Origin of the sequence: Brevibacterium sp. CS2, assembly GCF_005280295.1 — a bacterium.
In the GTDB taxonomy this organism is placed as follows: Bacteria; Actinomycetota; Actinomycetes; order Actinomycetales; family Brevibacteriaceae; genus Brevibacterium; species Brevibacterium pityocampae.
In genome coordinates this window covers 2789757-2815095 of the sequence record NZ_CP040020.1, presented here as the reverse complement: position 1 = coordinate 2815095, position 25339 = coordinate 2789757, and the positions used below count along the sequence as shown (strand labels likewise).

Annotated in this window: 23 protein-coding genes and 2 pseudogenes; 24 read left to right on the top strand and 1 reads right to left on the bottom strand. The window is 71.4% G+C overall.

The features are described from left to right. Window positions 1-411 precede the first annotated feature (411 nt). From mraZ to murD, 8 genes and pseudogenes are all read left to right on the top strand, one after another. Entirely contained in the window at window positions 412-843 is a 432-nt protein-coding gene (gene mraZ / locus FDF13_RS12670; protein WP_137319962.1) for a division/cell wall cluster transcriptional repressor MraZ, read from the top strand. Between the two features lie 166 nt (window positions 844-1009). Continuing rightward, complete coding sequence (gene rsmH, locus FDF13_RS12665; RefSeq protein ID WP_137319961.1) at window positions 1010-1984, top strand: 16S rRNA (cytosine(1402)-N(4))-methyltransferase RsmH; 975 nt, start codon at window positions 1010-1012, stop codon at window positions 1982-1984. Further along, the gene (locus FDF13_RS12660; RefSeq protein WP_137319960.1) at window positions 1981-2535 is read left to right on the top strand and encodes a hypothetical protein; all 555 of its coding nucleotides are present in this window, start codon (window positions 1981-1983) and stop codon (window positions 2533-2535) included. The genes rsmH and FDF13_RS12660 overlap by 4 nt, the downstream gene beginning before the upstream one ends. A 46-nt stretch (window positions 2536-2581) precedes the next feature. Next, complete coding sequence (locus FDF13_RS12655; protein WP_254668804.1) at window positions 2582-4459, top strand: penicillin-binding protein 2; 1878 nt, start codon at window positions 2582-2584, stop codon at window positions 4457-4459. Further along, window positions 4459-6000, top strand: a complete 1542-nt coding sequence (locus FDF13_RS12650; protein WP_137319959.1) for a UDP-N-acetylmuramoyl-L-alanyl-D-glutamate--2,6-diaminopimelate ligase — start codon at window positions 4459-4461, stop codon at window positions 5998-6000. The genes FDF13_RS12655 and FDF13_RS12650 overlap by 1 nt, the downstream gene beginning before the upstream one ends. A gap of 1 nt (window position 6001) precedes the next feature. Then, window positions 6002-7453, top strand: a complete 1452-nt coding sequence (gene murF, locus FDF13_RS12645; protein WP_137319958.1) for a UDP-N-acetylmuramoyl-tripeptide--D-alanyl-D-alanine ligase — start codon at window positions 6002-6004, stop codon at window positions 7451-7453. Further along, a complete protein-coding gene (mraY, locus tag FDF13_RS12640; protein WP_137319957.1) occupies window positions 7450-8538 on the top strand; it encodes a phospho-N-acetylmuramoyl-pentapeptide-transferase in 1089 nt (362 codons plus the stop codon). The genes murF and mraY overlap by 4 nt, the downstream gene beginning before the upstream one ends. Before the next feature lie 145 nt (window positions 8539-8683). Next, window positions 8684-8890, top strand: a pseudogene (murD, locus tag FDF13_RS15665) (UDP-N-acetylmuramoyl-L-alanine--D-glutamate ligase); the annotation flags it as partial. Between the two features lie 11 nt (window positions 8891-8901). On the opposite strand, the gene FDF13_RS15660 reads toward murD, so the two are convergent. Then, entirely contained in the window at window positions 8902-9096 is a 195-nt protein-coding gene (locus FDF13_RS15660; RefSeq protein WP_368074043.1) for a hypothetical protein, read from the bottom strand. Between FDF13_RS15660 and FDF13_RS15655 the strand changes: the two are divergent. From FDF13_RS15655 to dnaE, 16 genes and pseudogenes are all read left to right on the top strand, one after another. Then, window positions 9041-9307 (top strand): annotated as a pseudogene (locus FDF13_RS15655) (Mur ligase family protein); the annotation flags it as partial. The gene FDF13_RS15660 and the pseudogene FDF13_RS15655 overlap by 56 nt on opposite strands. A 374-nt stretch (window positions 9308-9681) precedes the next feature. After that, window positions 9682-10122, top strand: a complete 441-nt coding sequence (locus FDF13_RS15650; RefSeq protein ID WP_368074042.1) for a glutamate ligase domain-containing protein — start codon at window positions 9682-9684, stop codon at window positions 10120-10122. Further along, window positions 10122-11426: a putative lipid II flippase FtsW gene (ftsW, locus tag FDF13_RS12630; RefSeq protein ID WP_137319956.1), complete on the top strand. Its 1305-nt coding sequence runs from the start codon at window positions 10122-10124 to the stop codon at window positions 11424-11426. Before FDF13_RS15650 ends, ftsW begins: the two co-directional genes overlap by 1 nt. 7 nt (window positions 11427-11433) lie before the next feature. Then, window positions 11434-12642: a glycosyltransferase gene (locus FDF13_RS12625; protein WP_175406974.1), complete on the top strand. Its 1209-nt coding sequence runs from the start codon at window positions 11434-11436 to the stop codon at window positions 12640-12642. Continuing rightward, on the top strand, window positions 12639-14036 hold the full coding sequence (gene murC, locus FDF13_RS12620; protein ID WP_137319955.1) for a UDP-N-acetylmuramate--L-alanine ligase: 1398 nt from the start codon (window positions 12639-12641) through the stop codon (window positions 14034-14036). Before FDF13_RS12625 ends, murC begins: the two co-directional genes overlap by 4 nt. Then, complete coding sequence (locus tag FDF13_RS12615) at window positions 14033-14755, top strand: cell division protein FtsQ (RefSeq protein ID WP_137319954.1); 723 nt, start codon at window positions 14033-14035, stop codon at window positions 14753-14755. Before murC ends, FDF13_RS12615 begins: the two co-directional genes overlap by 4 nt. A 156-nt stretch (window positions 14756-14911) precedes the next feature. Then, window positions 14912-16099 carry a cell division protein FtsZ gene (gene ftsZ, locus FDF13_RS12610; RefSeq protein ID WP_137319953.1) on the top strand — a complete coding sequence of 396 codons (1188 nt, stop codon included), beginning with the start codon at window positions 14912-14914 and terminating at the stop codon, window positions 16097-16099. 23 nt (window positions 16100-16122) lie between these two features. Beyond that, window positions 16123-16875, top strand: coding sequence for a peptidoglycan editing factor PgeF (gene pgeF, locus FDF13_RS12605; RefSeq protein ID WP_137319952.1), 753 nt, complete (start codon window positions 16123-16125; stop codon window positions 16873-16875). A 151-nt stretch (window positions 16876-17026) separates the two neighbouring features. Beyond that, on the top strand, window positions 17027-17524 hold the full coding sequence (locus FDF13_RS12600; RefSeq protein ID WP_137319951.1) for a cell division protein SepF: 498 nt from the start codon (window positions 17027-17029) through the stop codon (window positions 17522-17524). Between the two features lie 126 nt (window positions 17525-17650). Further along, a complete protein-coding gene (locus tag FDF13_RS12595) occupies window positions 17651-17950 on the top strand; it encodes a YggT family protein (protein ID WP_137319950.1) in 300 nt (99 codons plus the stop codon). Window positions 17951-18144: 194 nt separating this feature from the next. Further along, window positions 18145-18993: a DivIVA domain-containing protein gene (locus FDF13_RS12590; protein WP_137319949.1), complete on the top strand. Its 849-nt coding sequence runs from the start codon at window positions 18145-18147 to the stop codon at window positions 18991-18993. A 123-nt stretch (window positions 18994-19116) separates the two neighbouring features. Further along, window positions 19117-19695 carry an O-methyltransferase gene (locus FDF13_RS12585; protein ID WP_137319948.1) on the top strand — a complete coding sequence of 193 codons (579 nt, stop codon included), beginning with the start codon at window positions 19117-19119 and terminating at the stop codon, window positions 19693-19695. A gap of 70 nt (window positions 19696-19765) precedes the next feature. Further along, window positions 19766-20314 carry a signal peptidase II gene (locus FDF13_RS12580; RefSeq protein ID WP_137319947.1) on the top strand — a complete coding sequence of 183 codons (549 nt, stop codon included), beginning with the start codon at window positions 19766-19768 and terminating at the stop codon, window positions 20312-20314. Further along, window positions 20311-21240 carry an RluA family pseudouridine synthase gene (locus FDF13_RS12575; RefSeq protein ID WP_217494861.1) on the top strand — a complete coding sequence of 310 codons (930 nt, stop codon included), beginning with the start codon at window positions 20311-20313 and terminating at the stop codon, window positions 21238-21240. The genes FDF13_RS12580 and FDF13_RS12575 overlap by 4 nt, the downstream gene beginning before the upstream one ends. 10 nt (window positions 21241-21250) lie before the next feature. After that, window positions 21251-21619, top strand: a complete 369-nt coding sequence (locus FDF13_RS12570) for a hypothetical protein (RefSeq protein ID WP_137319946.1) — start codon at window positions 21251-21253, stop codon at window positions 21617-21619. Window positions 21620-21758: 139 nt separating this feature from the next. After that, entirely contained in the window at window positions 21759-25292 is a 3534-nt protein-coding gene (dnaE, locus tag FDF13_RS12565; RefSeq protein WP_254668981.1) for a DNA polymerase III subunit alpha, read from the top strand. Window positions 25293-25339: the final 47 nt, after the last annotated feature.

Sequence of the window (25339 nt, the reverse complement as noted above, 5' to 3'; positions counted from 1 at the left end):
CACTTCCCTCCCCACCGCTCCCGAGGTGCCCGCAGGGTGGTGATCGACACCCTTCCCGGGGCCCTCGCCCCACCCACCTCCACACCCCTCCCGAGGCGCCCGCCCCACCCCGCTCCACCGCCCTCCCCACTTCCCTCCACGGAATCCCCCACTTCACTCCCCGGCCACCCACCGCCCCGGGAATCGGGGCGGGAATCCGGGCTCGCGGGGCCCTCGAGCCCTGCCGGACTGGGCCGCCGCGCCTCGCTCCCGCAGTGTCCAACCACGTTTCCCCCACTTTCCTCCACGCGGTTGACCTGGAGAAACAGGACTTGATAAGCGCATGCAGGGAAAATTGAGGCGAATCGTGGGGGAAAGTGGAGTACAGTGGGCAGCATCGGAGCCGACGGGTTTCGAAAGGGGTGAGACGGCATGTTCTTGGGCACGCATCTGCAGCGGCTCGATGACAAGGGCCGACTCATCCTGCCCGCGAAGTTTCGAGAGGAGCTCGCGAACGGACTGGTGCTGACCCGGGGTCAGGAGCACTGCCTCACCCTGTTCTCCGCCCGGGAGTTCGAGTCCGTCCACGAGCAGATGCGAGCGGCGCCCATGACCAGCAAGGACGCCCGCGACTATCTGCGCATGTTCCTCTCCGGGGCCTCGGCCGAGCAGCCGGACAAGCAGGGGCGGATCACCATTCCGCAGATCCTGCGCCAGTACGCCTCGCTCGACCGCGACCTCGCGGTCATCGGCATGGGCAACCGTGTCGAGATCTGGGACGCCCCCACCTGGGAGCGCTACCTGGCCGAAACGGAGCAGGGATTCGCCGAGCGCACCGACGAGGTGATTCCCGGAGTGATCTGAGCACTCGGTTGAGATCCTCGTCCGCCGCAGGTTTCGGGACACTTCCCCGGTTCCGAAGCCACGGGTCCTGTCACACTTCCCCGGTGCCAGGGCGACGGGCGGGCGAGGTTCTGGATCGAGTGAGAGATCGCAGCAGTGTCCGTGCCGACGCCGAGAGGAGGCGACCGTGGTCGAGAACCGTCACACCCCCGTGCTCCTCGAGCGCTGCGTCGAGCTCCTCGGGATCGGCATCCATGCCGCCCGGGACGCCGGCCGCACCCCGGTCGTCGTCGACGCCACGCTCGGGATGGGCGGCCACAGCGAGGGCGTGCTCGCAGCCTTCGACGACGTCGTGCTCCTCGGTGTCGACCGCGACCCCGAGGCGATCGCGATCGCGAGCGCCCGGCTGGCCCCGTTCGGGGACCGCTTCGTCCCCGTCCACGGCACCGATGACATCATCCCCGCAGCACTGGCCTCCCACGGTCTCGATGCGATCTCCGCAGCCCTGTTCGACCTCGGCGTCTCCTCCCTCCAGCTCGACGAGGACGAGCGCGGCTTCTCCTACTCCCGCCCGGCCCCGCTCGACATGCGGATGGATCCGGACGACGGGCTCACCGCCGCCGACGTCCTCAACACCTACTCCGAGGCCGATCTCGCCCGGATCATCGCCGAGTACGGCGAGGAGCGCTACGCCCGCAGGATCGCCCGGGTGATCGTCGCCGACCGGGAGCACACGCCCTGGGCCACCTCGGAGCAGCTCGCCGGGATGCTCCAGCGGGTGATCCCCGAGCCCAAGGGCGCGCGGAAGCGCTCGCACCCGGCCAAGCGGACCTTCCAGGCGCTGCGCATCGAGGTCAACCGCGAGCTCGCGATCCTCGAGACCGCGCTGCCGGCGGTCCTCGATTCCCTCCACGTCGGGGGAGTGGCCGTGGTCGAGTCCTACCAGTCCCTCGAGGACATCATCGTCAAGCGGATCTTCAGGGCCGGGACGACCTCGGCGGCGCCCCCGGAGCTGCCCGTCGTGCCCGACCACCTGCAGCCCTGGCTGCGGGAGATCACTCGCGGCGCGGAGAAGGCCGACGCCGCGGAGATCGAATCCAACCCGCGTGCGGCGAGCGTGCGCCTGCGGGCCGTGAGCAAGACGAGGGAGCCGGCATCATGAGTCCACTCGCCCAGGCCGTCCACACCGCCCCCGCCCGCAGGCGCGCGGCGACCCCGCTGCGCGACGAGGAGATCTCGCGGCTGCGGCTCGTCGTGCCGCAGGTCGCCCGGCGCCGGATGCCGTTCTCCGTGATCTGCGTCGGCATCATCGTGCTCGGCATCCTCGGCGTGCTCCTCCTCAACATCACGATCTCGCACAGCACCTACCGGGTCGAGCAGCTCACCGCCGAGCAGGCCCGCCTCCACGAGGAGCGCGACCGGCTGACCGAGGACATCTCCTACCGGGAGAGCCCGCAGAACATCGCGGCGGCCGCCGAGGAACTCGGGATGACCCGCGACCTCACCCCGGAGTACATCCGGCTCTCCGACGGCGAGGTGCTCTCCCCGGGCAGTGTGCCGGGGAACACCCTGCGAAATCCCTCAACCGTGCCGGGCCCGCGTGCCGATGCCCGCGGAGACGTCCGTCCGAACCTACGATCGGATGAGACGCTGCCCGCGGTCGGAGGAGGATCGTCCGAGATCTCCGCCCCGAGCCAGCGCAGCCCCCGATGAAGCCCGAGTGACCCGAGAAGTGCGATGAGGAAAGCGAGGAAGGTGGATGCCGACGGTGACCCCGCCCCGCAGCCGCTCCTCGCAGTCCTCCTCCGGCCGGCCCGCTGGGCGGAAGGGCGCCGGTAGATCGGGCGCCGCCCGCCGGCCCGGCCTGTTCCGCCGCCGCGGGTCGAAGCCGCAGGGCCCCCCGGATCCGCGCCGGCGCATGGCCTGGCTCGTCGTCGCCTCACTCGCCGCCCTCCTCCTGCTCGCCGGCCGGCTCGTCGCGATCCAGGGCATGGACACGATGCGGCTCGCGCAGGAGGCGCTCGATTCGCGCCTCGTGTCCAAGCCGCTGCCGGCCGCCCGCGGGGTCATCACCGCTGCCGACGGCACTGTGCTCGCGGACAACGCGATGCGCTACCGCGTCGTCGTCGACCAGCAGAACATCGCCCGCTACGAGAATGCCGAGGGCGAGCTCGTGGGCGCGTGGGGGGCGGCACAGGCGATGGCCGGTCCGCTCGACACCGACCCCGGCCTGCTGCTGCCCGAGCTCGCCGGGGACAAGCTGTGGAACCCCGTCGCCGAGGGGCTGACGAGCGAGGTGTGGAACGAGATCGACGCGCTCGACATCCCCGGGGTGAGCATGGAGGAGTACTCCATCCGCACGTACCCGGCCGGCGCGGTCGGCGGCAACCTCATGGGCTTCACGGGTTCCGACGGCCAGGCGCTCGCCGGCCTCGAGCTCGAGTACGACGAGTCCCTCCAGGGCCGCGACGGCGAGCAGCAGTACGAGCGCGGCCTGGCCGGGGACATGATCCCGCTCGGCGACTCCAACCTCGTGCCCGCCCGCAACGGCACCGGGCTCCAGCTCACCATCGACCCGACCATCCAGTACTACGCGCAGCAGGCGATCGCCGACCAGGCCGCGGAGCACGACGCCGAATGGGCCTCCGTCGTCATCGAGGAGGTCGGCACCGGTCGCATCCTCGCCGCGGCCGAGGCGCCCAGCGTCGACCCCAACGACCCCGGAGCCGTCGACGCCGAGGACCGCGGGTCCCGGATCTTCACCGGGATGTTCGAACCCGGGTCGACGGCGAAGATGATCACCGTCGCCGCGCTCATCGAGGAGGGGCTCGTCACCCCGACCACCGAGTTCACCGTCCCCGATCGCTGGACGGCGCCCAACGACGAGGAGTTCCGCGACTCGAGCGAGCACCCCGATCAGCAGCTGACCTTCGCCGGGATCCTCATGAACTCCTCGAACACCGGCACCATCCTCGCCGGCGACAAGCTCTCCCTCGAGCAGCGCTACGACTACATGCACGACTTCGGCTTCGGCGAGGCCTCGGGCATCGAGTTCCCCGGCGCGACCGGCGGCATCCTCCACCCCTACGAGGAATGGGACGGGCGCACGAAGTACACCGTGATGTTCGGCCAGGGCATGTCCGGCACCGCCCTGCAGACGACCTCGGCGTTCGCGACGATCGCCAACGGGGGAGTGCGGATGCCCCTGCAGCTCGTGTCCGGCATGGTCGACGACTCCGGCACGGTCACCCCGGTCCCGCAGGGCGCCGGCACGCGGGTGGTGTCCGAGGACACCTCCGCGCAGGTGCTCAGCATGCTCGAGGCGACCGTCGTCGACGGCACCGGTGACAACGCCGCGGTGCCCGGCTACCGGGTGGGCGGCAAGACCGGCACCTCGCAGGCGCCCGCGGACTCCGGCGGCGGCTACGACGGCTACACCGCCTCGTTCGTCGGCGTCGCCCCGATCGAGGACCCGCGCATCGCCGTCTCGGTGACCTTGCAGCGGCCGCGCAAGGGCTACTACGGTGGATCGGCTGCGGCACCCGTGTTCTCCGACGTCGCCGGATTCACCCTGCGCCACCTGCGGGTCCCGCCCTCGACCACCGACCCCGAACTCCCCCCGGAGGAATGGAACTGATGCAGATCGCCGACCTCGGCCTGTCCCCGGACGTGCGCGTCCTCGGCGACCCGCAGCGCTCCGTCACCGGGGCCTCGCTCGACTCCCGCGCCGTCGCCCCCGGCGACCTCTACGCCGCGCTGCCGGGAGCGAACGTCCACGGCGCCCGCTTCGTCCCGGAGGTGCTCGCCCGCGGCGTGCGCGCCGTCCTCACCGACGAGGCCGGACTCGAGCTCATCCGCACCGCCCTCGCCGAGGCGGGGGACGAGGATGCGCTCGCCGACACCACGGTGCTCGTCGTCGAGCGGCCGCGCGCCCACCTCGGCGCGCTCGCCGCCCGCATCCACGGTACGGACCCGGCCCACCCGCAGCTGCTCGGCATCACCGGCACGAACGGCAAGACGACGACGACGTACATGCTCGACGGACTGCTCACCGCGCTCGGCCGCACCACCGGCGTCATCGGCACCGTCGCCACACTCATCGCCGGGCAGCGCCAGTCCGCCGTGCGCACCACCCCGGAGGCCCCCGACCTCCACGCCCTGTTCGCCCGCATGCGCGCAGCCGGCGTCGACACCTGCGCGATGGAGGTGTCGTCCCACGCGCTGAGCCAGCACCGGGTCGACGGCGCGCGCTTCCGGGTCGTCGGATTCACCAACCTGTCCCAGGACCACCTCGACTTCCACGGGTCGATGGAGGAGTACTTCCGGGCCAAGGCGCAGCTCTTCACCCCCGGCTTCGCCGACACCGGGGTCGTCGTCCTCGCCGACGACTGGGCGCGCCGGCTCGCGGCGGAGTCCCCGATCCCGGTCGCGACGATCAGCCGCGACCCGTCCGACGCCCCCGACTACCTCGTCGCCGAGGAGTCCGGCGGGGAGTTCACGCTGCGCGGCGACGGGGTCGAGCTGCGCGCCCGCTCCCCGCTGCCCGGCGACTTCAACGTCCTCAACACCGCGCTGGCCCTCGCGATGCTGCTCGCCGCCGGGGTGGACGCGGCCGAGCTCGCCGGCCCCGCCCGCGAGTTCGCCGCGCCCGTGCCCGGCCGGATGGAGGTCGTGCACCCCGCGGACCCGCGCGTCATCGTCGACTACTCCCACACCCCCGACGCGATCGCCCAGGTGCTCGCCGGGCTCGACGACGGCCCCGGCCGGCTCGCGATCGTGCTCGGCGCCGGCGGGGACCGCGACCGCGGCAAGCGCGCGGCGATGGGCCGGGCCGCCGCGCAGGAGGCCGATGTCGTCATCGTCACCGACGACAACCCGCGCAGCGAGGACCCCGCGGCGATCCGCGCCGCCGTGCTCGCCGGCGTCGCGGAGGCCCGGTCCGCCGGCACCGCGCGGGTCGCTGAGGATGCGGTCACGGAGATCGGACCGCGCGCGGACGCGATCGCCGCGGGCATCGAGGCCGCCGGCCCCGGCGGCACCCTGCTCATCGCGGGCAAGGGGCACGAGACGGGACAGGAGATCGCCGGGGTCGTCCACGACTTCGACGATCGTGAGCAGACACGCGCCGCACTCGCATCACGGGGCGGCGACATCGGAACCGGTAGAGTTCGGAAGTGATATGAAGCGATTCTCAGTCCATGAGGTGGCCACAGCCCTCAAAGGCGAACTCTACGGAATCTCCCCCGAGCAGGAGCTCAGCGGAGGAGTCGTCACCGACTCCCGCGAGGTCTCCCCGGGGGACATCTACGTGGCCCGGCGCGGGGAGACCGCCGACGGCCTCGACTACGCGCCTGCCGCCCTCGAGGCGGGCGCCGTGCTCATCATCGCCGAGGCGGTGCCGACCGTCGACGGCGAGCACCTGCCGACGCTCCATGTCGCCGACGCCACCGCCGCGCTCGGCCGGCTCGCCCAGCTCAACGTCGAGGCGCTGCGTGCCGCGGGCGAGCTCACCGTCATCGCGATCACCGGCTCGGCCGGGAAGACGACGGTCAAGGACCTCACCGCCGACCTGCTCGCCGGGCACGCCGAGACCGTGTGGCCGCCGAACTCGTACAACAACGAGGTCGGGGTGCCGCTCACCGCGATCCGCGCCGACGAGTCGACCCGCTTCCTCGTCCTCGAGATGGGAGCCCGGTCGGTCGGCAACCTCGAGTACCTCACCTCGCTCGTGCGCCCCGACATCGCCGTCGAGCTCAACGTCGGCACCGCCCACGGCGGTGTGTTCGGGTCGATCGAGAACACGGCCCGGGCCAAGTCCGAGCTCGTCGAATCGCTGATCTCCGGCGGCCGGGCCGTGCTCAACGCCGACGACCGGCGGGTCGCGGCGATGACCGAGGTGCTCGACCCCGGCGTCGGCGTGCTGTGGTTCAGCGCCGCCGGCAGCGCCGAGCGCACCCCGGCGGTGCGCGCCACCGACATCGAGACGCACGCCTCCGGCCGCACCTCCTTCACCCTCCACCTGCCCGAGGAGGAGCCCGCGGCCGTCGAGCTCGCGCTGCTCGGCGAGCACCACGTCAACAACGCCCTCGCCGCGGCCGCCGTCGCCCACCTGTGCGGCATTCCCGCCCGCTCGATCGTCACCACCCTGGGCACCTCGGGCGCGGCGAGCCGCTGGCGGATGGAGCTCATCGACTCCCCGAGCGGCGTCACCGTGCTCAACGACGCCTACAACGCCAACCCCGACTCCATGCGGGCGAGCCTCAAGACGCTCGCCGCGATGGGCCACGGCGACGACACCACCGGTCCGCGCCGCACCTTCGCCGTGCTCGGCGAGATGCTCGAGCTCGGGGAGGACTCCGTGGCCGAGCACGACGCCATCGGCCGGCTCGTCGTGCGCCTGAACATCCACCGCACGATCGCCGTGGGCGAGGGCGCCAAGCCGATCTACCAGGCCGCGAACCTCGAGGGCTCATGGGGCAACGAGGCGGTGTGGGTGTCGAGCCTCGCGGAGGCCCGCGAGCTCCTCAACGTCGAGCTCCAGCCCGGCGACATCGTCCTGTTCAAGTCCTCGCGCGACGCCGGGCTGCGCTATCTGGGCGACGAGATCGCCGGAGTGTCGGGCCAGCAATGATCGCCGTCATCCTCGCCGCGTGCCTGAGCCTGCTCATCACGCTCATCGGCACCCCGCTGTTCATCCGGGTCCTCGTCAAGCGCGGCTACGGCCAGTTCATCCGCGACGACGGACCGGAGACCCACGCGACCAAGCGCGGCACCCCGACGATGGGCGGCGTCGTCATCATCGGCGCCGCGCTCGTCTCCTACTTCCTCTCCCACCTGCTCACCGGTTCGATGCCGACGCCCTCGGGCGTGCTCGTGCTGTGGCTCGCCGCCGGGCTCGGCGCGGTCGGGTTCCTCGACGACTACATCAAGGTCTCCAAGCAGCGCTCGCTCGGTCTCAAGCCGGTCGGCAAGCTCGTGGGCCAGGGGTTCGTCGGCATCAGCTTCGCCGTCCTCGCCCTCCAGTTCCCCAACGAGTACGGGCAGACCCCGGCGTCGACGGCGATCTCCTTCGTCCGCGACACCGGCCTCGACCTCGCCTTCGCCGGCAGCATCGTCGGCCTCCTCCTCTTCATCCTGTGGGCGAACCTCATCGTCACCGCGGTGTCGAACGCCGTCAACCTCACCGACGGCCTCGACGGGCTCGCCGCTGGGGCCGCCAGCGTCGTGTTCACCGGCTTCGTCATGATCACCACCTGGCAGTCGACCCAGAACTGCCACCTCATGAGCGAGATCCGCGACGGCTGCTACTACATGCGCGACCCGCGCGACCTCACCATCGTGGGCGCGGCGATGGCCGCGGCGTGCATCGGATTCCTGTGGTGGAACGCCTCCCCGGCGAAGATCTTCATGGGCGACACCGGCTCGCTCGCGATCGGCGGCGCGATCGCCGGGCTCGCGATCATGTCGCGCACCGAGCTCCTCCTCATCATCATGGGAGGCCTGTTCGTCCTCATCACGCTCAGCGTCATCATCCAGGTCGCATCCTTCAAGCTCACCGGCAAGCGGGTGTTCCGGATGGCCCCGCTCCAGCACCACTTCGAGCTCATCGGCTGGGCCGAGGTGACGATCGTCGTGCGCTTCTGGATCATCGCGCTGCTCTTCGTCGTGGCCGCGATCGGCCTGTTCTACGCGGAATGGGTGTCCCACCTTGCATGAGGCCCCCACCCCGGCAGAGCTGTCGCCGATCGTCCCGCCCGGGGCGGTCGCCCTCGACTACCCGGACGCCGCGGCGATCCCGGCCGCCCTCCACGGGCCGGAGTCCTCGCTCGCCGGCCTCACCGTCGTCGTCACCGGACTCGGCGTGTCCGGCTACCCGGCGTCCGTCCACCTCGCCGAGCGCGGGGCCGAGGTCATCGTCGTCGACGCCGACACCGTGCGCGACCGCAGCGAGCAGGAGGCGATCCTCGCGGTGTTCGACGTCGACATCCGACGCGGCCCCGAGCACGTCGAGGACCTGCCGCGCCCCCGCAGCGGCCGGACCCCCGACCTCGTCGTCACCTCGCCCGGCTGGCGGCCCGATCAGCCGCTGCTCCGCGCCGCCCGGGCCGCCGGCATCCCCGTCATCGGCGAGGTCGAGCTCGCCTGGCGGGTGCGCGGTGCGAACGCCGCGCCCTGGCTCGTCGTCACCGGCACGAACGGCAAGACCACGACGACGACGATGCTCGAGGCGATGCTCCGGGCGGCCGGGATGAACGTGCGCGCCTGCGGCAACATCGGCGCCCCGCTGCTCGAAGCCGTGCTCGACCCGGAGGCGGAGGTCCTCGCGATCGAGCTGTCGAGCTTTCAGCTCCACTGGCAGTTCTCGATGTGCGCCGACGCCGCCGCGGTGCTCAACATCGCCGCCGACCACCTCGACTGGCACGGCAGCGCCGAGGCGTACGCCGCGGACAAAGGGCGCGCCTACACCAACGTCCGCACCGCCTGCGTGTACAACATCGAGGATCCCGCCACCCGCACCCTCGTCGAGGATGCCGAGGTCATCGCCGGGGCCCGCGCGATCGGCTTCACCTCCGGCATCCCCGCACCCGGCGAGCTCGGGGTGGTGGAGGACGCGCTCGTCGACCGCGCCTTCATCCCGCAGCGGTACTCCGCGGCCGCGGAGCTCGCCTCCCTCGCCGACGTCGCCCGCGCCTCGGGCCAGCCCGACCGCCCCGCCCCGCCCCACCAGATCGCGAACGCGCTCGCCGCCGCGGCGCTCGCGCGCGCCATCGGGGTGCCAGCCGGCTGCGGTGCGCGACGGCCTGCGCGCCCACGCCGTCGAGCGGTCACCGCCTCGCCCTCGTCGCCGAGTCCGGGGACGTGCGCTGGATCGACGACTCGAAGGCCACGAACCCGCATGCCGCCGATGCCGCGCTGCACGCCTTCGACCCGATCGTGTGGATCGCCGGGGGGCTGGCGAAGGGAGCGGACTACGACGCGCTCGTCGCCGCCCACGCCCACCGCCTGCGCGCCGTCGTCCTCATCGGCGCCGACCGCACGCCGCTGCGCACCGCGCTCGCCGCCCGCGCCCCCGAGGTCCCCGTGCTCGAGGTCGACCTCCCCGCCGATCCCGCCGACACCGACCCCGCCGAGCGCGGCACCGCCGTGGCCGAGCGCGCCGTCGCCCTCGCCGCCTCCGCCGCGCAGGCCGGCGACACCGTGCTCCTCGCCCCGGCGGCGGCGAGCATGGACCAGTTCCTCGACTACGCCACCCGCGGCGAGCTGTTCGCGCGCGCGGTGCGCCGCGCCGCGGGGGCCTGATGAGCAGCCCCGGCAGGACCGCCCCGCGGACCGGGTCCGCGCAGGCCCGGAGCACCCGGCCGCAGGACTTCCTGCGCGGGGACACCGGGGTGCTCGCCGTGCTCCGGCGGATCCACGACCTCCCCGTGACGAGCTACTACCTCGTGCTCGCCGCGACCCTCGCGCTCACCGGGATCGGCCTGGTCATGGTGCTCTCGGCCTCCTCGATCACCTCGTACGCCGCCGGCGAGGGGTCCTCGTTCTCCGTCGTCGGCCGCCAGGCGGCTTTCGCCGTCGTCGGCCTGCTCTGCATGCTCGGCCTGTCCTTCGTGCCGCTGCGCGGCTGGCGGATGATCGCCCCGCTCGCGATCATCGTCGGCATCGCGCTCCAGGTGCTGCCGTTCATCCCCGGGCTCGGACGGACCGTCAACGGCTCGACGAGCTGGGTGTCGATCGGCGGCATCCAGGGCCAGCCCGCCGAGTTCGTCAAGGCCGCACTCGCACTGTGGCTCGGCGTGTTCCTCGCGAACAAGGCCCACCGGCTGCGCTCGCTCAAGGAGATGCTGCCCGCGGTGCTCGTCCTCATGGCCGTCCTCGGCTTCATCCTCTACGGCCGCGACCTCGGCACCGGCCTCATCATCATGGGCCTCGCGCTCGGCGCGCTGTTCGTCGGGGGAGTGCCGTGGAGGCACTTCCTCGGTGCGCTCGCCATGATCGGCGCCGTCGTCGCCCTCATGGTCGTGACGAGTGCGAACCGGATGGCCCGCGTGCGCGCGATGCTCACCGGATCCGACTCCGCGGAGATGGATCCGCTGGGCCAGCACTGGCAGTCGAACCACGGCCTCTACGCTCTCGCCTCCGGCGGCTGGTTCGGGGTCGGACTCGGCGCCAGCCGCGAGAAGTGGTCCTGGCTGCCCGAGGCGCACAACGACTTCATCTTCGCGATCATCGGCGAGGAGCTCGGACTGCTCGGCTCCGTCGTCGTGCTCCTCCTCTTCGCCGCGCTCGGCTACGGGCTCGTCCGCATCATCATGCGCTCGCGCGACCGCTTCGTGCAGACCTCCACCGCCGCCGTTTTCATGTGGATCGTCGGCCAGGCGGTCGTCAACATCGGCGTCGTCGCCGGCGTGCTGCCGGTCATCGGCGTCCCCCTGCCGCTCGTGTCCTACGGCGGCTCGGCACTGCTCGCCACCCTCATCGCGATCGGCATGGTGCTGTCCTTCGCCCGTGCCGAGGAGGGCGCCCGCGAGGCGATGCGCGCCCAGTCGAACCGCGTCCGCAGCTCCCTGGCCGTCCTCGCCCGCCGACCTGCCCGACAGAAGTGAGAACCCCATGCCACTGACAGTCCTGTTCGCCGGCGGCGGCACCACCGGCCACATCTCGCCCATGCTCGCGATCGCCGACGACCTCGCCTTCCAGGTCCCCGACGCGCAGATCCTCATGCTCGGCACCGCGGAAGGACTCGAGACCCGGCTCGTGCCCGAGGCCGGCCACGAGCTCCTCACCATCGACAAGGTGCCCGCGCCGCGCCGGATCGACGCCGGCCTCGTCCGCTTCCCCGGCCGCCTCCTCGGCACCGTGTCCGCCGTCACCCGGATCATCCGCGAGCGCGGCGTCGACGTCGTCTGCGGCGTGGGCGGCTACGTGTCGACCCCGGCGTACCTCGCCGCGCGGCGCACCGGCACCCCGATCGTCGTCCACGAGGCCAATGCCCGCCCGGGGCTCGCCAACCGGCTCGGCGCCCGGCTCACCCCCCGGCGGCGCGTCGGCTACACCTTCGCGAGCACCCCGCTCACCGGCGAGCACGTCGGCATGCCGATGCGCTCGGCGATCGAGGCCGTCGACCGCACCGACCCGGCCGCCCGCGCCCGCGCCGCCGTCGCCCTGGGGCTCGACCCGCAGCGGCGCACCCTCGTCGTCACCGGGGGCTCGCTCGGCGCGCAGGCGATGAACGAGGCCTTCCGCGCCGCGATGCCCGAGCTCATGGCCGCCGGCCTCCAGATCCTCCACATCACCGGTGCCGGGAAGGGCGCCGATCTCGCCGCCGCCGCGGAGCGCTACCACGGCTACCACGTCGTCGACTACGTCGACGGGATGGAGAACGTCTACGCCGCCGCCGACCTCCTCATCTGCCGGGCCGGCGCGGGCACCGTCGCCGAGGCGACGACCGCGCAGGTGCCCGCGATCTACGTGCCCCTGCCGATCGGCAACGGCGAGCAGCGCCTCAACGCCGCCGACGCCGCGGCCGCCGGTGCCGCCGAGATCATCGAGAACGCCGACTTCACCGCCGAGAGCATCCGCACCCGGATCATCCCGCTGCTTACCGACGACGCTCGCCTGGAGGCGATGGAGCAGGCCGCCCGGAGCATGGTGTTCCCGCAGACCGCCGCCCGCACCATGGTCGCGATGATCCTCGACGCCGCCGGACTCGACCACCCGCACCGGCCCTACCCGCCCGAGCGGCGCACCCGCGACGAGCGGGCCCGCGGCGGCTCCGACTCCCCGACCACCGAACCACCCGACAGCGAGGGACACCCATGACCGAGGCCATTGTGCCGGCCGCCGAGCTCGGCCGCGTGCACTTCATCGGAATCGGCGGAGCCGGGATGTCCGGCATCGCCCGCATCATGCTCATGCGCGGGATGACCGTGACCGGCTCCGACGCCAAGGACTCGAGCGTCGTCACCACGCTGCGCGCCCAGGGGGCGGAGGTCGAGATCGGTCAGCGCGCGGAGAACGTCACCGGCGCGGACACCGTCGTCGTGTCCTCCGCGATCCGCGAGACCAATCCGGAGCTCGCCGCGGCGCGCGCCGCCGGCCTGCGGATCATCCACCGCTCGCAGGCGCTCGCCTCCCTCATGACCGATCGGCGGACCGTCGCGATCGCCGGCACCCACGGCAAGACGACGACGACCTCGATGACGACCGTCGTCCTCCAGGCCTGCGGGGCGGACCCCTCGTTCGTCATCGGCGGGGTGCTCACCGCGACCGGCACGAACGCCCACGACGGCACGGGCGACGTGTTCGTCGCCGAGGCCGACGAGTCCGACGGCTCCTTCCTCCTCTACGAGCCCGCCGTCGGGGTCATCACCAATGTCGAGGCCGACCACCTCGACCACTACGGCACCTGGGAGGCCGTCCGGCAGGCGTTCGTCGACTTCTGCTCCCGGGTCGCCGAGCGCGGCGGCACCGTCATCGTGTGCGCCGACGACCCCGGCTCCCGCGAGATCGGCGAGCACGCCCGCGCCGAGGGCGCCCGGGTGCTCCTCTACGGGCAGGCCGAGGACGCCGACGCCCGGATCGTCGGGATCCGCCCCGGACGCACCGGCGCGGAGTTCTCGCTCGTGCTCGACGGCACGGAGCACGGCCCGATCCGGCTCCGGCAGCCCGGCGAGTACAACGCGGCGAACGCCGCCGCCGCCCTCTGCGTGGCCGCGGAGCTCGGCTTCCCGCTGTCCGACGCGATCCTCGGCGTCGAATCCTTCGGCGGCACGCGCCGCCGGTTCGAGCTGCGCGGCACCGGGAGCGGGGTGCGGGTGTACGACGACTACGCCCACCACCCGACCGAGGTCGCAGCGGTGCTCACCGCCGCCCGCGAGGTCGTCGACCCCGGCGGGCGCGTCCACGTGATCTTCCAGCCGCACCTGTTCTCCCGCACCCAGAACTTCAAGGCGGAGTTCGGCCGTGCGCTCGGGATCGCCGACGACGTCGTCGTGCTCGACGTGTTCCCCGCCCGCGAGGACCCGATCCCCGGGGTCACCGGGGCGCTCATCGCGGCAGAGGTGCCCCACGAGGACGTCGTGTTCCTCGCCTCCTTCGCCGACGCCGTGCCCTACGTGCGCGAGCGCGTGCGGCCCGGAGACGTCGTCATCACCGCCGGCGCCGGCGACGTGACGCTCCTCGGCCCCGAGCTCGTGGCGGCCCTCGAAGCGTGAGCACCGCGAGCCTCGCCGACCGGCTCGCCGCCCGTCGGCGCGCCCGGATCCGGACCTGGGCGATCGTCGCCGGAGCGGCCCTCGCCGTGATCGGACTCGCCGCCGTCGCCTGGTTCTCACCCGTGCTCGCGCTCGAGTGCGTCGAGGTCACCGGGACCGAGCTCACCGACCCGGACGCCGTCGCGGAGTACGTCACGGACGCGCACGCCGGCACCCCGCTGCCGCAGATCCGGCGTGGCCGGCTCGAGGAGGCGATCGTCGCGGAGTTCCCCAAGGCGGACACCGTGACGGTGAGCTGGGCCGGGCCGCGGGCGCTCGCCGTCGAGGTCAGCGACCGGCAGCCGGTGCTCACCGTGCCCGCCGGGGATGCCTTCGAGCGCTATGACATCACCGGGCGCATCATCGACAGGGTGCCGGAGGCGCCCGACGGCCTGCCCGTGCTCGAGCTCGCCGAGGGCGCGGACGCACCCGCCGCGGTCGGGGCCGCCGTCGCCTTCATCGACGCGGTGCCCGCCGCGCAGCGGGAGCACATCACCTCGATGCGCGCCGGCTCCGACCAGGACCTGCGGATGCTCTACGACCACGAGGGCACCGAGGTCACCGTGCACTTCGGCTCCCCGGAGGACACCGCCCGGAAGTTCGAGGTCGCGCTCGCCCTCATGCGCACCGGGGCAACGGAGATCGACGTGTCCGTGCCGGAGGTGCCCGTCACCCGCTGAGCCGCCCGCCGGCGGGCGGGCGGACATTTCTCGATCCCCGGCGGACACACCGGGGGCAGTGGTTGCACCCGGGCGGCGATCCCCATAGCGTCGGGTCGAAGGCAAAATCGCCGGAGCGCCCGCTCGCGGGCCAGATGCGTCGAAAGAGGAACCGACTTGGCTGAATTCCCACAATCCGGAGCGGACATCAAAGTCGCCGGCACCGGCGGCGGCGGAGTCAACGCTGTCCAGCGGATGATCGACGTCGGTCTGCGCGGTGTCGAATTCATCGCGATCAACACCGACGCCCAGGCGCTCCTCCTGTCGGAGGCCGACCTCAAGCTCGAGATCGGCCGCGACCTCACCCGCGGCCTCGGCGCCGGCGCGGACCCGGAGATCGGCCGGAAGGCGGCGGAGGACTCCGAGGAGGCCATCGAGGAGGCGCTCGAGGGCGCCGACATGGTCTTCGTCACCGCCGGCGAGGGCGGCGGCACCGGCACCGGTGCGGCTCCCGTCGTGGCGCGCATCGCCCGCTCGCTCGGCGCTCTCACCATCGGCGTCGTCACCCGCCCATTCACCTTCGAGGGGCGTCGCCGCTCGGCCCAGGCCGAAGCCGGCATCGCCGCGCTCCGCGAAGAGGTCGACACCCTCATCGTCATCCCGAACGACCGGCTGCTGTCGATCTCGGACCGCAACGTCTCCGTGCTCGAAGCGTTCCAGTCCGCCGACGAGGTGCTGCGCTCCGGCGTGCAGGGCATCACCGACCTGATCTCCACCCCCGGCATGATCAACCTCGACTTCGCCGACGTGAAGTCGGTCATGCAGAACGCCGGCACCGCCCTCATGGGAATCGGCTCCGCGGTCGGCGAGGACCGTGCGGTCCAGGCCGCCGAGGCCGCGATCGCCTCGCCGCTGCTCGAAGCGAGCATCGAGGGTGCGCACGGGGTGCTGCTGAGCATCCAGGGCGGCTCCGACCTCGGCCTGTTCGAGATCAACGAGGCCGCGCGCCTCGTCCAGGAGGCCGCGCACCCGGAGGCGAACATCATCTTCGGCACCGTGATCGACGACAACCTCGGCGACGAGTGCCGGATCACCGTGATCGCCGCGGGCTTCGACTCGCAGGTCGGGGACGCCCCCGAGCCGGCCGGTCGTCCCGCCGTCGTCGAGCCCGAGCCCGAGGCCCCCGCCGCGGAATCCGCGCCCGCCGCCGAGCGCGGCCAGGACCTCCCGCAGCAGGACCGCTTCCAGCAGGACCGGCCCGCCGCAGTCCAGCAGGACTCCGAGGTCCCGTCCTCGCTCCCGGAGGAGCAGCGCCCGTCCCGGTTCGACAACTCGGATCTGGACATCCCGGACTTCCTCAAGTGACCGGGATCGTCTGAGGCCGTCCCGTGCTGCAGAGCCGCTTCGTCCTGTCGGGTGATCGCTTCACCGCGCACGCCGCCTTCACCGACAGGCGGGGCGGCTACAGCGCCGCTCCCTTCGACTCCTTCAACCTCGCCCGCCAGGTCGGCGATGCCGAGGAGCACGTCGCGGCGAACCGGAGCATGCTCGCCACCGTCCTCCAGCTCCAGGCCGACCGCCTGAGCTTCGTCTCCCAGGTCCACGGCACCGCGGTGCACCGCCTGGACCTCCCGGACCCGAGCGCCTCCGTGCCGACCGCACCCGTCGTCGCCGACGCGCAGATCACGACCAGCGCCGACCTCGGGCTCGTCGTCCAGGTCGCCGACTGCACGCCCGTCCTCCTCGCCGACGTCGATGCCGGGGTCGTCGCCGCCGTGCACGCCGGCCGCAAGGGCATGGCCGACGGGGTCGTGCCCGCGACCCTCGAGGCGATGGGGGCCGCCGGCGCCGAACGCATCACCGCCGTCATCGGCCCCTCGATCTGCCCGCGCTGCTACGAGGTGCCCGCGGAGCTGCGTGCCGAGGTCGCGGCCGCCGAACCCGTGACCGCCTCGGTGTCGGCCCACGGAACCCCGGCTCTCGACGTCGCCGCCGGCGTGGCGGAGCAGCTGCGCCGGGCCGGTGCCGCGATCCACCAGTGGGTGCCCATCTGCACCGCGGAGGACCCTGCGCTCTACTCCTACCGGCGCGAGGGCGTGACCGGCCGGTTCGCCGGCGTGGTCTGGCTCCAGGCGCACTGACCCCGGTTCGGCGGTGCACCGGGCGCACTCCCACCCTCGACACACCCGCGCACCCTCCCGCGATCCGGTCGCCGACTGCGCTAGTTTCGGATCGAGGGAGACTCAGCGCAGACGCACCTGCGACACGAACCGCGAACCACGAGGAGACGACATGTCCGCTCTCAAGAAGATCGGCACCTACCTGGGCTTCGTCGAGGACGATATCGACGAGCCGCACACCCGCCACCAGCGCAGCACCGTCGAGACCGACGACCACGCCGACGAGTACGGCGTCGAGGACTACGACGTCGTCGAGTACGAGGAGCCCGCCGCAGTGACCCCCATCCGCGCTTCCGTGCGCCCTGTCGAATCAGCGCCGGCCTCGGCCATGCAGCGCATCCAGACGATCCACCCCCGCAGCTACAACGACGCCAAGGCGATCGGCACCGCGTTCCGCGACGGCATCCCGGTGATCATGAATCTGTCCGCGATGGACGAGGCCAACTCGAAGCGCCTCGTCGACTTCTCCGCCGGCCTGATCTTCGGGCTGCGCGGCTCCATCGAGAAGGTCACGAACAGCGTCTTCCTCCTCACCCCGGAGAACATCGAGGTGTCCACGGAGAACGAGGGCGCCGGCGACATGCAGGCGAGCTTCTTCAACCAGAGCTGAACCCGCACGCCACCCGAGGGCTCGCTGGGAGAAGCGGGTCGCGGTTCCGGTTTCCTCCGACGGCGGTCTACCCTGGTGGGGTAGACCGCCGTCGTCCATCCCATACGAAAGAGGTTCGACTCGCCCGTGGGCATCATCTTCCATCTCCTGGCGACGCTCCTGAGCCTGTACGTGTACGTGCTGCTCGCCCGGGTCGTCATCGACCTCATCCAGGTGTTCTCGCGCGATTGGCGCCCCACCGGTTTCGTGCTCGTGCTGTGCGAGGTCGTCTACACGCTCACCGATCCGCCGGTCAAGCTCATGCGCCGGATCATCCCGCCCGTGCGGCTCGGACAGATCTCGCTCGACCTCGGCTTCATCGTCGTGTTCATCCTCGTCCAGGTGCTCGCCGGCGCGCTGCGGGTGGCCGGCAACTCCTTCCTCTGAGCCGGATGCAGGGCGTCCCCGCTCGGCGGTGCGTCGTAACCGTTCCGTGACCGAAACACGGGTCTTCGCCCACGGCGTTCCGATGCGGAAAGCCGCTGAACACGACAACACTGCGGGGGATGGGATACTGTTGCCCTGTTGCCTGTTGTATAACAGACTTGTAAAGAACATCATTGTCGACCGAAGGTGGCCTCATGGCGCTTACGCCTGAAGACGTAGTAAACAAGCGGTTCCAGCACGTGAAGTTCCGCGACGGGTACGACCAGGACGAGGTCGACGACTTCCTCGACGAGGTCGTCGTCGAGCTCCGCCGTCTCTACCAGGAGAACGACGAGCTCCGTCAGAAGCTGTCGGCCGCCGAGCAGCGCGTCAACGAACTGTCGCAGGGCGGATCCGCGCCGGCCTCGAACTCGAAGCCGGAGCCGGCCGTCGACCCGCAGGCCACCCAGGCGATGCCCGCAGCCGTGCCCGGCAACGAGCCCAAGGCCGAGGAGCGCCCCGAGCCCAAGTCGCAGACGCAGGCCTCGCCGCTCGTCGCGCCGCAGGGACCGGCGCCGCAGGCGTCCGCCCCGGCCCAGCAGCAGCCAGCACCCGTCGAGGAGCCCAAGCCCGCCGCTCCCGCACCGGAGCCGGATTCGTCCGCAGGTGCTGCTCGGCCCGCCGCCGCCGGTGCAGTTGCCACGTCCGGTGGATCCGAGCAGGACGCCCACGGCCTCATCGCGCTGGCGCAGCGCCTCCACGACGAGCACCTCGCCGAGGGCGAGCGCACCCGTGACCGCCTCATCGCCGACGCGGAGAAGAAGGCTCAGGAGATCGTCGGAGACGCGGAGAAGAAGCGCGACGACACCCTGCGTCACCTCGAGACCGAGAAGGCCAACCTCGAGCGCGAGATCGACGGCCTGCAGAACTTCGAGCGCCAGTACCGCACCCGCCTCAAGAGCTACCTCAGCGATCAGCTGCGCGAGCTCGAGAACTCCGGGTCCCTGGCTCCGGAGACGCTGGGCGGCAACAAGCTCGGGAACTCCCCGCAGCACTCGATCTGAGCCGCACCCCGGTTCGGTCAGCAGCGACGGCGTCGGCGAGCACGGCTCGCCGGCGCCGTCCGCTGTTCCCCGGTGCGGTCCGGCACTGTTCCCAAGCCGGGCGCGGGAGCCTAGGGTGGGACCATGGTCGACTTCCACGATTTCAGTGCCGCGGTCCTCGCTCGGTCCCGGGAGCACGATTCCCGGGTCGAAGCGCATGAGAGCCGCTACCGCAACCTCGAGCCGGCCTCGGCCCGCCTGCTCGCCGACCTGGTCTGCGGCCTGCGTGCGGAGAACGTGCTCGAGGTCGGCACCTCGAACGGGTACTCGACGATGTGGATCGCCCAGGCGCTGCCGCCCGGCGGGCGGATCCTCACCATCGACAACCACCCCGGGCGGGCCGCAGAGGCCGCCGGGCACTTCGCCGAGGTCGGCCTCGAGGCGCAGATCGAGCAGCGGGTCGGCGACGCGGGGGAGGAGCTCGCCGCGATCCACGGCTCCTTCGACCTGATCTTCCTCGATTCGGATCGCACCGCCTACCTCGACTACCTGCCGCAGATCCTGCGGCTGCTCGACGGGCTGCTCGTCGTCGACAACGTCATCTCCCACGAGCACGAGACCGCCGACTTCGCAGCCGCCCTGCGCGAGACGCCCGGGTTCGCTGTGCTCACGCTCGCCGTCGGCAAGGGTCTGCTCCTCGCCCAGCGCTCCGCCGAGTACTAGCCAGGGCGGTTCGGCCGCTAGACTGGGGAGCCGAATCGATCGCCGCCCGACCCGAGGAGACCCCACGGCCGTGAGCACCGCACCCCCCACCGGCAGGAGAGGGCTCCTCGTCGGAACGCTGTTCGCGATCGCCGCCGCCGTCATCGTGCTCGACCAGGTCACCAAGCAGATCGCGATCGCGACGCTCGAGGGCCGGCCCTCGATCCCCGTGATCGGCGAGCTCGCCGGCTTCACCTTCTACCGCAACCCGGGAGCGGCGTTCGGGATGGGCGCGAACTCGACGTGGATCTTCGCCGTCATCGCGATCATCGTGCTCGTCGGGATCCTGTTCGCCAGTCGGCGGCTGGGCTCGCGCGCCTGGAGCTGCGGCCTCGGCCTCCTCCTCGGCGGTCTCACCGGCAACCTCCTCGACCGCCTGTTCCGGCCGCCGGGATTCTTCCACGGCGCTGTCGTCGACTTCATCGACCTCTCGCTCTTCATCTGCAACATCGCAGACATCGCGATCTCGGCCGCCGCCGTCGTCATCGTGCTCACCACCCTGCGCGGCATCGGCCTCGACGGCACGCTCGACACCGCCTCCGGTCCGGCCGCCGACGACCAGACGAAGGAGCAGGTGTGACCCAGCGTTCGATGTTCGTGCCCGAGGGCCTCGAGGGGGAGCGGGTCGACACCGCCCTGAGCCGGATGCTCGGGCTGTCGCGCTCCGCCGCCGCGGCGATCGCCGCCGCCGGTGACGTCCACGTCGACGGCACGGTCGTCGGGAAGTCCGAACGGGTGAGCGCCGGGGCCCGCATCGACGTCGTCATGCCGGAGCCGGCGAAACCGCTGGAGATCGTCGCCGAAACCGTCGAGGGGATGCGCGTGATCTACGACGACGATGCCTTCGTCGTCGTCGACAAGCCCGTCGGGGTCGCCGCCCACGCCGCCGCCGGCTGGAAGGGCCCGACGGTGATCGGCGGGCTCGCGGCCGCCGGCTACGACATCGCCACCTCGGGCGCGGCCGAGCGGCAGGGGATCGTCCACCGCCTCGACGTCGGCACCTCGGGCGTCATGGTGGTCGCCAAGGGCGAGCACGCCTACTCGGTGCTCAAGCGGGCGTTCAAGGAGCGCACCGTGGCCAAGACCTACCACGCGCTCGTGCAGGGCCTGCCGGACCCGGTCGTCGGCACGATCGAGGCGCCGATCGGCCGGAACCCGCGCCGCGACGGGCTCTACGCCGTGCTCACCGACGGCAAGCACGCCGTCACCCACTACGAGGTCCTCGAGGCCTACCGCTCGGCGACTCTGCTCGAGGTCCGGCTCGAGACCGGCCGGACCCACCAGATCCGCGTCCACATGGCCGCCACCAAGCACCCCTGCGCCGGGGACCTGCCCTACGGCGCGGACCCCGTGCTCGCCGGCAAGCTCGGACTCGAGCGCCAGTGGCTGCACGCGGTGCGACTCGGCTTCACCCATCCGGAGACCGGGGAGTTCGTCGAGTTCGAGAGCAGCTATCCCGAGGATCTGCAGACCGCGCTCGACCGCCTGCGCCGCGCCCAGGGCTGACGGGGCGCCCGTGGACCCGCTGCTCGCGATCGGCCTCGTCGTCGTCATCGGCGGTCTGTTCCTCGCCGCGGTCGCCGGCCTCGCGGTCCTCGGTGTGATGCTGCGCCGGCACCGCGAGCGGCGCCTCGACCCCGCCTTCGTCGGCGCGCCGGTGGCCCACGGCACCGTGACCGAGCAGACCTTCCGGGGGCGGATCAGCAACGAGGCCTACGAGCACCTCATCGTCTACGACGTCCGGCTCCCCGACGGCCGCACGTTCCACGGCTGGGAGATCAAGCACCTCGCCCGGTGGCAGAGATCACGATTCGCCCCCGGCACCGAGCACCCGGTCGCCTGGCGCCCGGGAACGGGCGACGAGGTGCGCGCGATCGTCCGCTGAACGGACCGCGCAGGGGAGTCGGGAGCACCCCCGTGTCCGTGATCGGCGGTACCCTGGGACGAGCACAATCCGAGGCCGGGAAGAGGGATCCGTGAGCAGCGACAGCTTCGTACATCTGCACGTGCACACCGAGTACTCGATGCTCGACGGAGCGGCCCGCGTGGGCGATCTCATGGCGGCGACCAAGGAGATGGGGATGCCCGCCATCGCCACCACCGACCACGGGTACCTGTTCGGCGCGTTCGACTTCTGGAGCCAGGCGACGAGCGCCGGGGTCAAGCCGATCATCGGCGTCGAGGCCTACGTCACCCCCGGGACGTCACGCGGGGACAAGACCCGCGTCAAGTGGCGGACCGACGAGAGCCAGCGCGGCGACGACGTGTCCGGCGGCGGCGCCTACACCCACATGACGTTGCTGGCGGAGAACAACACCGGCATGCAGAACCTGTTCCGGGCGTCCTCGGTGGCCTCGCTCGACTCCGCGTTCGGCAAGTGGCCCCGCCTCGACCGGGAGCTCATCGAGAACCACGCGAGCGGCCTCATCGCCACCACCGGGTGCCCCTCGAGCGAGGTGCAGACGCGCCTGCGCCTGGGCCAGTACGACGAGGCGCTGCGCGCGGCCTCGGAGTACAAGGACATCTTCGGCGCCGGCAATTACTACTGCGAGATCATGGACCACGGGCTGTCCATCGAGCGCCGGGTCATCAAGGACCTGCTGCGGCTGGCGAAGGAGCTCGATCTCCCGCTCGTCGCGACGAACGACCTCCACTACACGCACGAATCGGATGCGAAGGCGCACGAGGCGCTGCTCGCGATCCAGTCCGGCTCCAAGCTCATCGAGCCGACCTACGACCAGGGCGGCAGCCGCTTCGCGTTCTCCGGATCCGGCTACTACCTCAAGTCGCCGGCGGAGATGCGCGCCCTGTTCAAGGAGATGCCCGAGGCCTGCGACAACACCCTCGAGATCGCCGAGCGCTGCGCGGTGTCCTTTGACACCTCGGCGAACTACATGCCGAAGTTCCCCTGCCCGCCGGGCGAGGACGAGACCTCCTGGCTCATCAAGGAGGTCGACAAGGGCCTCCACTACCGGTATCCCGGCGGGATCCCCGACGAGGTGCGCAAACAGGCGGACTACGAGCTCGAGGTCATCATCTCGATGGGCTTCCCCGGCTACTTCCTCGTCGTCGCCGACTTCATCAACTGGTCGAAGGACAACGGCATCCGGGTGGGCCCGGGCCGCGGCTCCGGCGCCGGCTCGATGGTCGCCTACGCGATGCGCATCACCGACCTCGACCCGCTCGAGCACGGCCTGATCTTCGAGCGCTTCCTCAATCCCGAGCGCGTCTCCATGCCCGACTTCGACGTCGACTTCGATGATCGTCGCCGCGGCGAGGTCATCGAGTACGTCACCCGCAAGTACGGCAGCGAGTACGTCGCGATGATCGTGACCTACGGCACGATCAAGACCAAGCAGGCGCTCAAGGACTCCGCGCGCGTGCTCGGCAAGCCGTTCTCGCTGGGGGAGCGGCTCACCAAGGCGCTGCCGCCGCCGGTCATGGCCAAGGACATCCCGCTGGCCGACATCGAGGACCCGCAGGCCAAGCGCTACGGCGAGGCCGGGGAGTTCCGCGAGTTCGTCGCCTCCGACCCGGACGCGCAGGAGACCTTCGCCACCGCCAAGGGACTCGAGGGGCTCAAGCGGCAGTGGGGCGTGCACGCCGCGGGCGTCATCATGTCCTCGGAGCCGATCATCGACGTGATCCCGATCATGCGCCGCTTCCAGGACGGCCAGGTCATCACCCAGTTCGACTACCCCACGAGCGAGGGCCTGGGGCTCATCAAGATGGACTTCCTGGGCCTGCGCAACCTCACGATCATCTCCGACGCGATCGCGAACATCGAGCTCAACCGCGACTTCCACCTCGACCTCGAGCAGCTCGCGCTCGACGACGCGGAGTCCTACAAGCTGCTGGCCCGCGGCGACACGCTCGGGGTGTTCCAGCTTGACGGCGCCGGCCTGCAGGGGCTGCTGCGCCTCATGCAGCCGGACAACTTCGAGGACATCTCCGCGACCCTCGCGCTCTACCGGCCCGGCCCGATGGGCGCCCAGTCGCACACGAACTACGCACTGCGCAAGAACGACCAGCAGCCGATCACGCCCATCCACCCCGAGCTCGAGGAGCCGCTGCGCGACATCCTCGACACGACCTACGGCCTCATCATCTACCAGGAGCAGGTGATGGCGATCGCGCAGAAGGTCGCGGGATACTCGCTCGGCCAGGCCGACATCCTGCGCCGCGCGATGGGCAAGAAGAAGAAGTCCGAGCTCGACAAGCAGCAGGTCGGCTTCTTCGAGGGGATGAAGGAGCGCGGCTTCTCCGAGGCCGCGGCGCAGGCGCTGTGGGACATCCTGCTGCCGTTCTCCGACTACGCGTTCAACAAGGCCCACTCCGCGGCCTACGGCGTGATCTCCTACTGGACCGCCTACCTCAAGGCGCACTACCCGGCAGAGTACATGGCCGCCCTGCTGACCTCGGTCGGGGACAACAAGGACAAGCTCGCGATCTACCTCGGCGAGTGCCGCCGGATGCGGATCACCGTGCTGCCGCCGGACGTCAACGAATCCGCGCAGAACTTCACCCCGGTCGGCACCGACATCCGGTTCGGGATGGGCGCGGTGCGCAACGTCGGGGCGAACGTGGTCGACGGCATCGTCGAGGCGCGCCAGGACAAGGGCGCCTTCACCTCCTTCACCGACTTCCTCGACAAGGTGCCCAGCCACGTGTGCAACAAGCGCACGATCGAATCGCTCATCAAGTCCGGCGCGTTCGACTCGCTCGGGCACACCCGCCGCTCGCTCGTCGAGGTGCACGAGGAGGCCGTCGACTCCGTCATCGGCGTCAAGCGGCAGGAGGCCGCGGGCCAGTTCGACCTGTTCGCCGGGCTCGGCGGCGACGATGCGAGCGAGACGAGCTTCTCCGTCTCGATCCCCGACCGCCCGGAGTGGGAGAAGAAGGAGAAGCTCGCGTTCGAGCGGGAGATGATCGGCCTCTACGTCTCCGACCACCCGCTCAACGGGCTCGAGGGCGTCCTGCAGAGCGAGGCGGAGGCATCGATCGCGGAGATCGTCGACCCGGAGAACACCCGGCCGGAGGGCTCCTCGGTGAAGGTGTGCGGGATGATCACGCAGGTGCAGCGCCGGGTGTCGAAGAACTCCGGCAAGCCCTACGGCATCGTCACCGTCGAGGACCTCGAGGCGAGCGTCGAGGTGATGTTCTTCGGCGACGTCTACGAGCCCGTGGCGACGCTGCTCGCGACCGACCTCGTCGTCACCGTGACGGGACGGATCCGGCGCTCCGACGACCGCCCGGCCTCCCTCATGGCGCAGTCGATGACGATCCCCGACGTCACCGACCCCGCGGACCGGCCGCTCCACATCACCATGCCGGTGCAGCGGTGCACCCCGGAGCTCGTCGAGCAGCTCGGGGAGATCCTGCGCGCGAACTCCGGGCCCACCGAGGTCCGGCTCAGCCTCACCCAGCCCGGCCGCAGCATCGTCATGAAGCTCGATGCGAGCGTGCGGGTGACCCCGGGGCCGAGCCTGTTCGGCGACCTCAAGGCGCTCCTCGGCGCCCAGTGCCTGCAGGTGTCCTCCCCGTCGATGTTCGGGTGAGCCGATCCAGCGCTGTGGGCTCGAGCGCGAACGGCGACCAGCCGGTA

Coding starts and splice junctions, on each gene's coding strand:
- FDF13_RS12650 (WP_137319959.1), top strand. CDS start 4,459: ATGCAGATCGCCGACCTCGGCCTGTCCCCGGACGTGCGCGTCCTCGGC.
- mraY (WP_137319957.1), top strand. CDS start 7,450: ATGATCGCCGTCATCCTCGCCGCGTGCCTGAGCCTGCTCATCACGCTC.
- dnaE (WP_254668981.1), top strand. CDS start 21,759: ATGCTCGACGGAGCGGCCCGCGTGGGCGATCTCATGGCGGCGACCAAG.
- FDF13_RS12585 (WP_137319948.1), top strand. CDS start 19,117: ATGGTCGACTTCCACGATTTCAGTGCCGCGGTCCTCGCTCGGTCCCGG.
- FDF13_RS12625 (WP_175406974.1), top strand. CDS start 11,434: ATGCCACTGACAGTCCTGTTCGCCGGCGGCGGCACCACCGGCCACATC.
- mraZ (WP_137319962.1), top strand. CDS start 412: ATGTTCTTGGGCACGCATCTGCAGCGGCTCGATGACAAGGGCCGACTC.
- FDF13_RS12590 (WP_137319949.1), top strand. CDS start 18,145: ATGGCGCTTACGCCTGAAGACGTAGTAAACAAGCGGTTCCAGCACGTG.
- murC (WP_137319955.1), top strand. CDS start 12,639: ATGACCGAGGCCATTGTGCCGGCCGCCGAGCTCGGCCGCGTGCACTTC.
- FDF13_RS12600 (WP_137319951.1), top strand. CDS start 17,027: ATGTCCGCTCTCAAGAAGATCGGCACCTACCTGGGCTTCGTCGAGGAC.
- FDF13_RS12660 (WP_137319960.1), top strand. CDS start 1,981: ATGAGTCCACTCGCCCAGGCCGTCCACACCGCCCCCGCCCGCAGGCGC.
- ftsW (WP_137319956.1), top strand. CDS start 10,122: ATGAGCAGCCCCGGCAGGACCGCCCCGCGGACCGGGTCCGCGCAGGCC.
- FDF13_RS15660 (WP_368074043.1), bottom strand. CDS start 9,096: ATGTTGCCGCAGGCGCGCACGTTCATCCCGGCCGCCCGGAGCATCGCC.
- FDF13_RS12655 (WP_254668804.1), top strand. CDS start 2,582: ATGCCGACGGTGACCCCGCCCCGCAGCCGCTCCTCGCAGTCCTCCTCC.
- murF (WP_137319958.1), top strand. CDS start 6,002: ATGAAGCGATTCTCAGTCCATGAGGTGGCCACAGCCCTCAAAGGCGAA.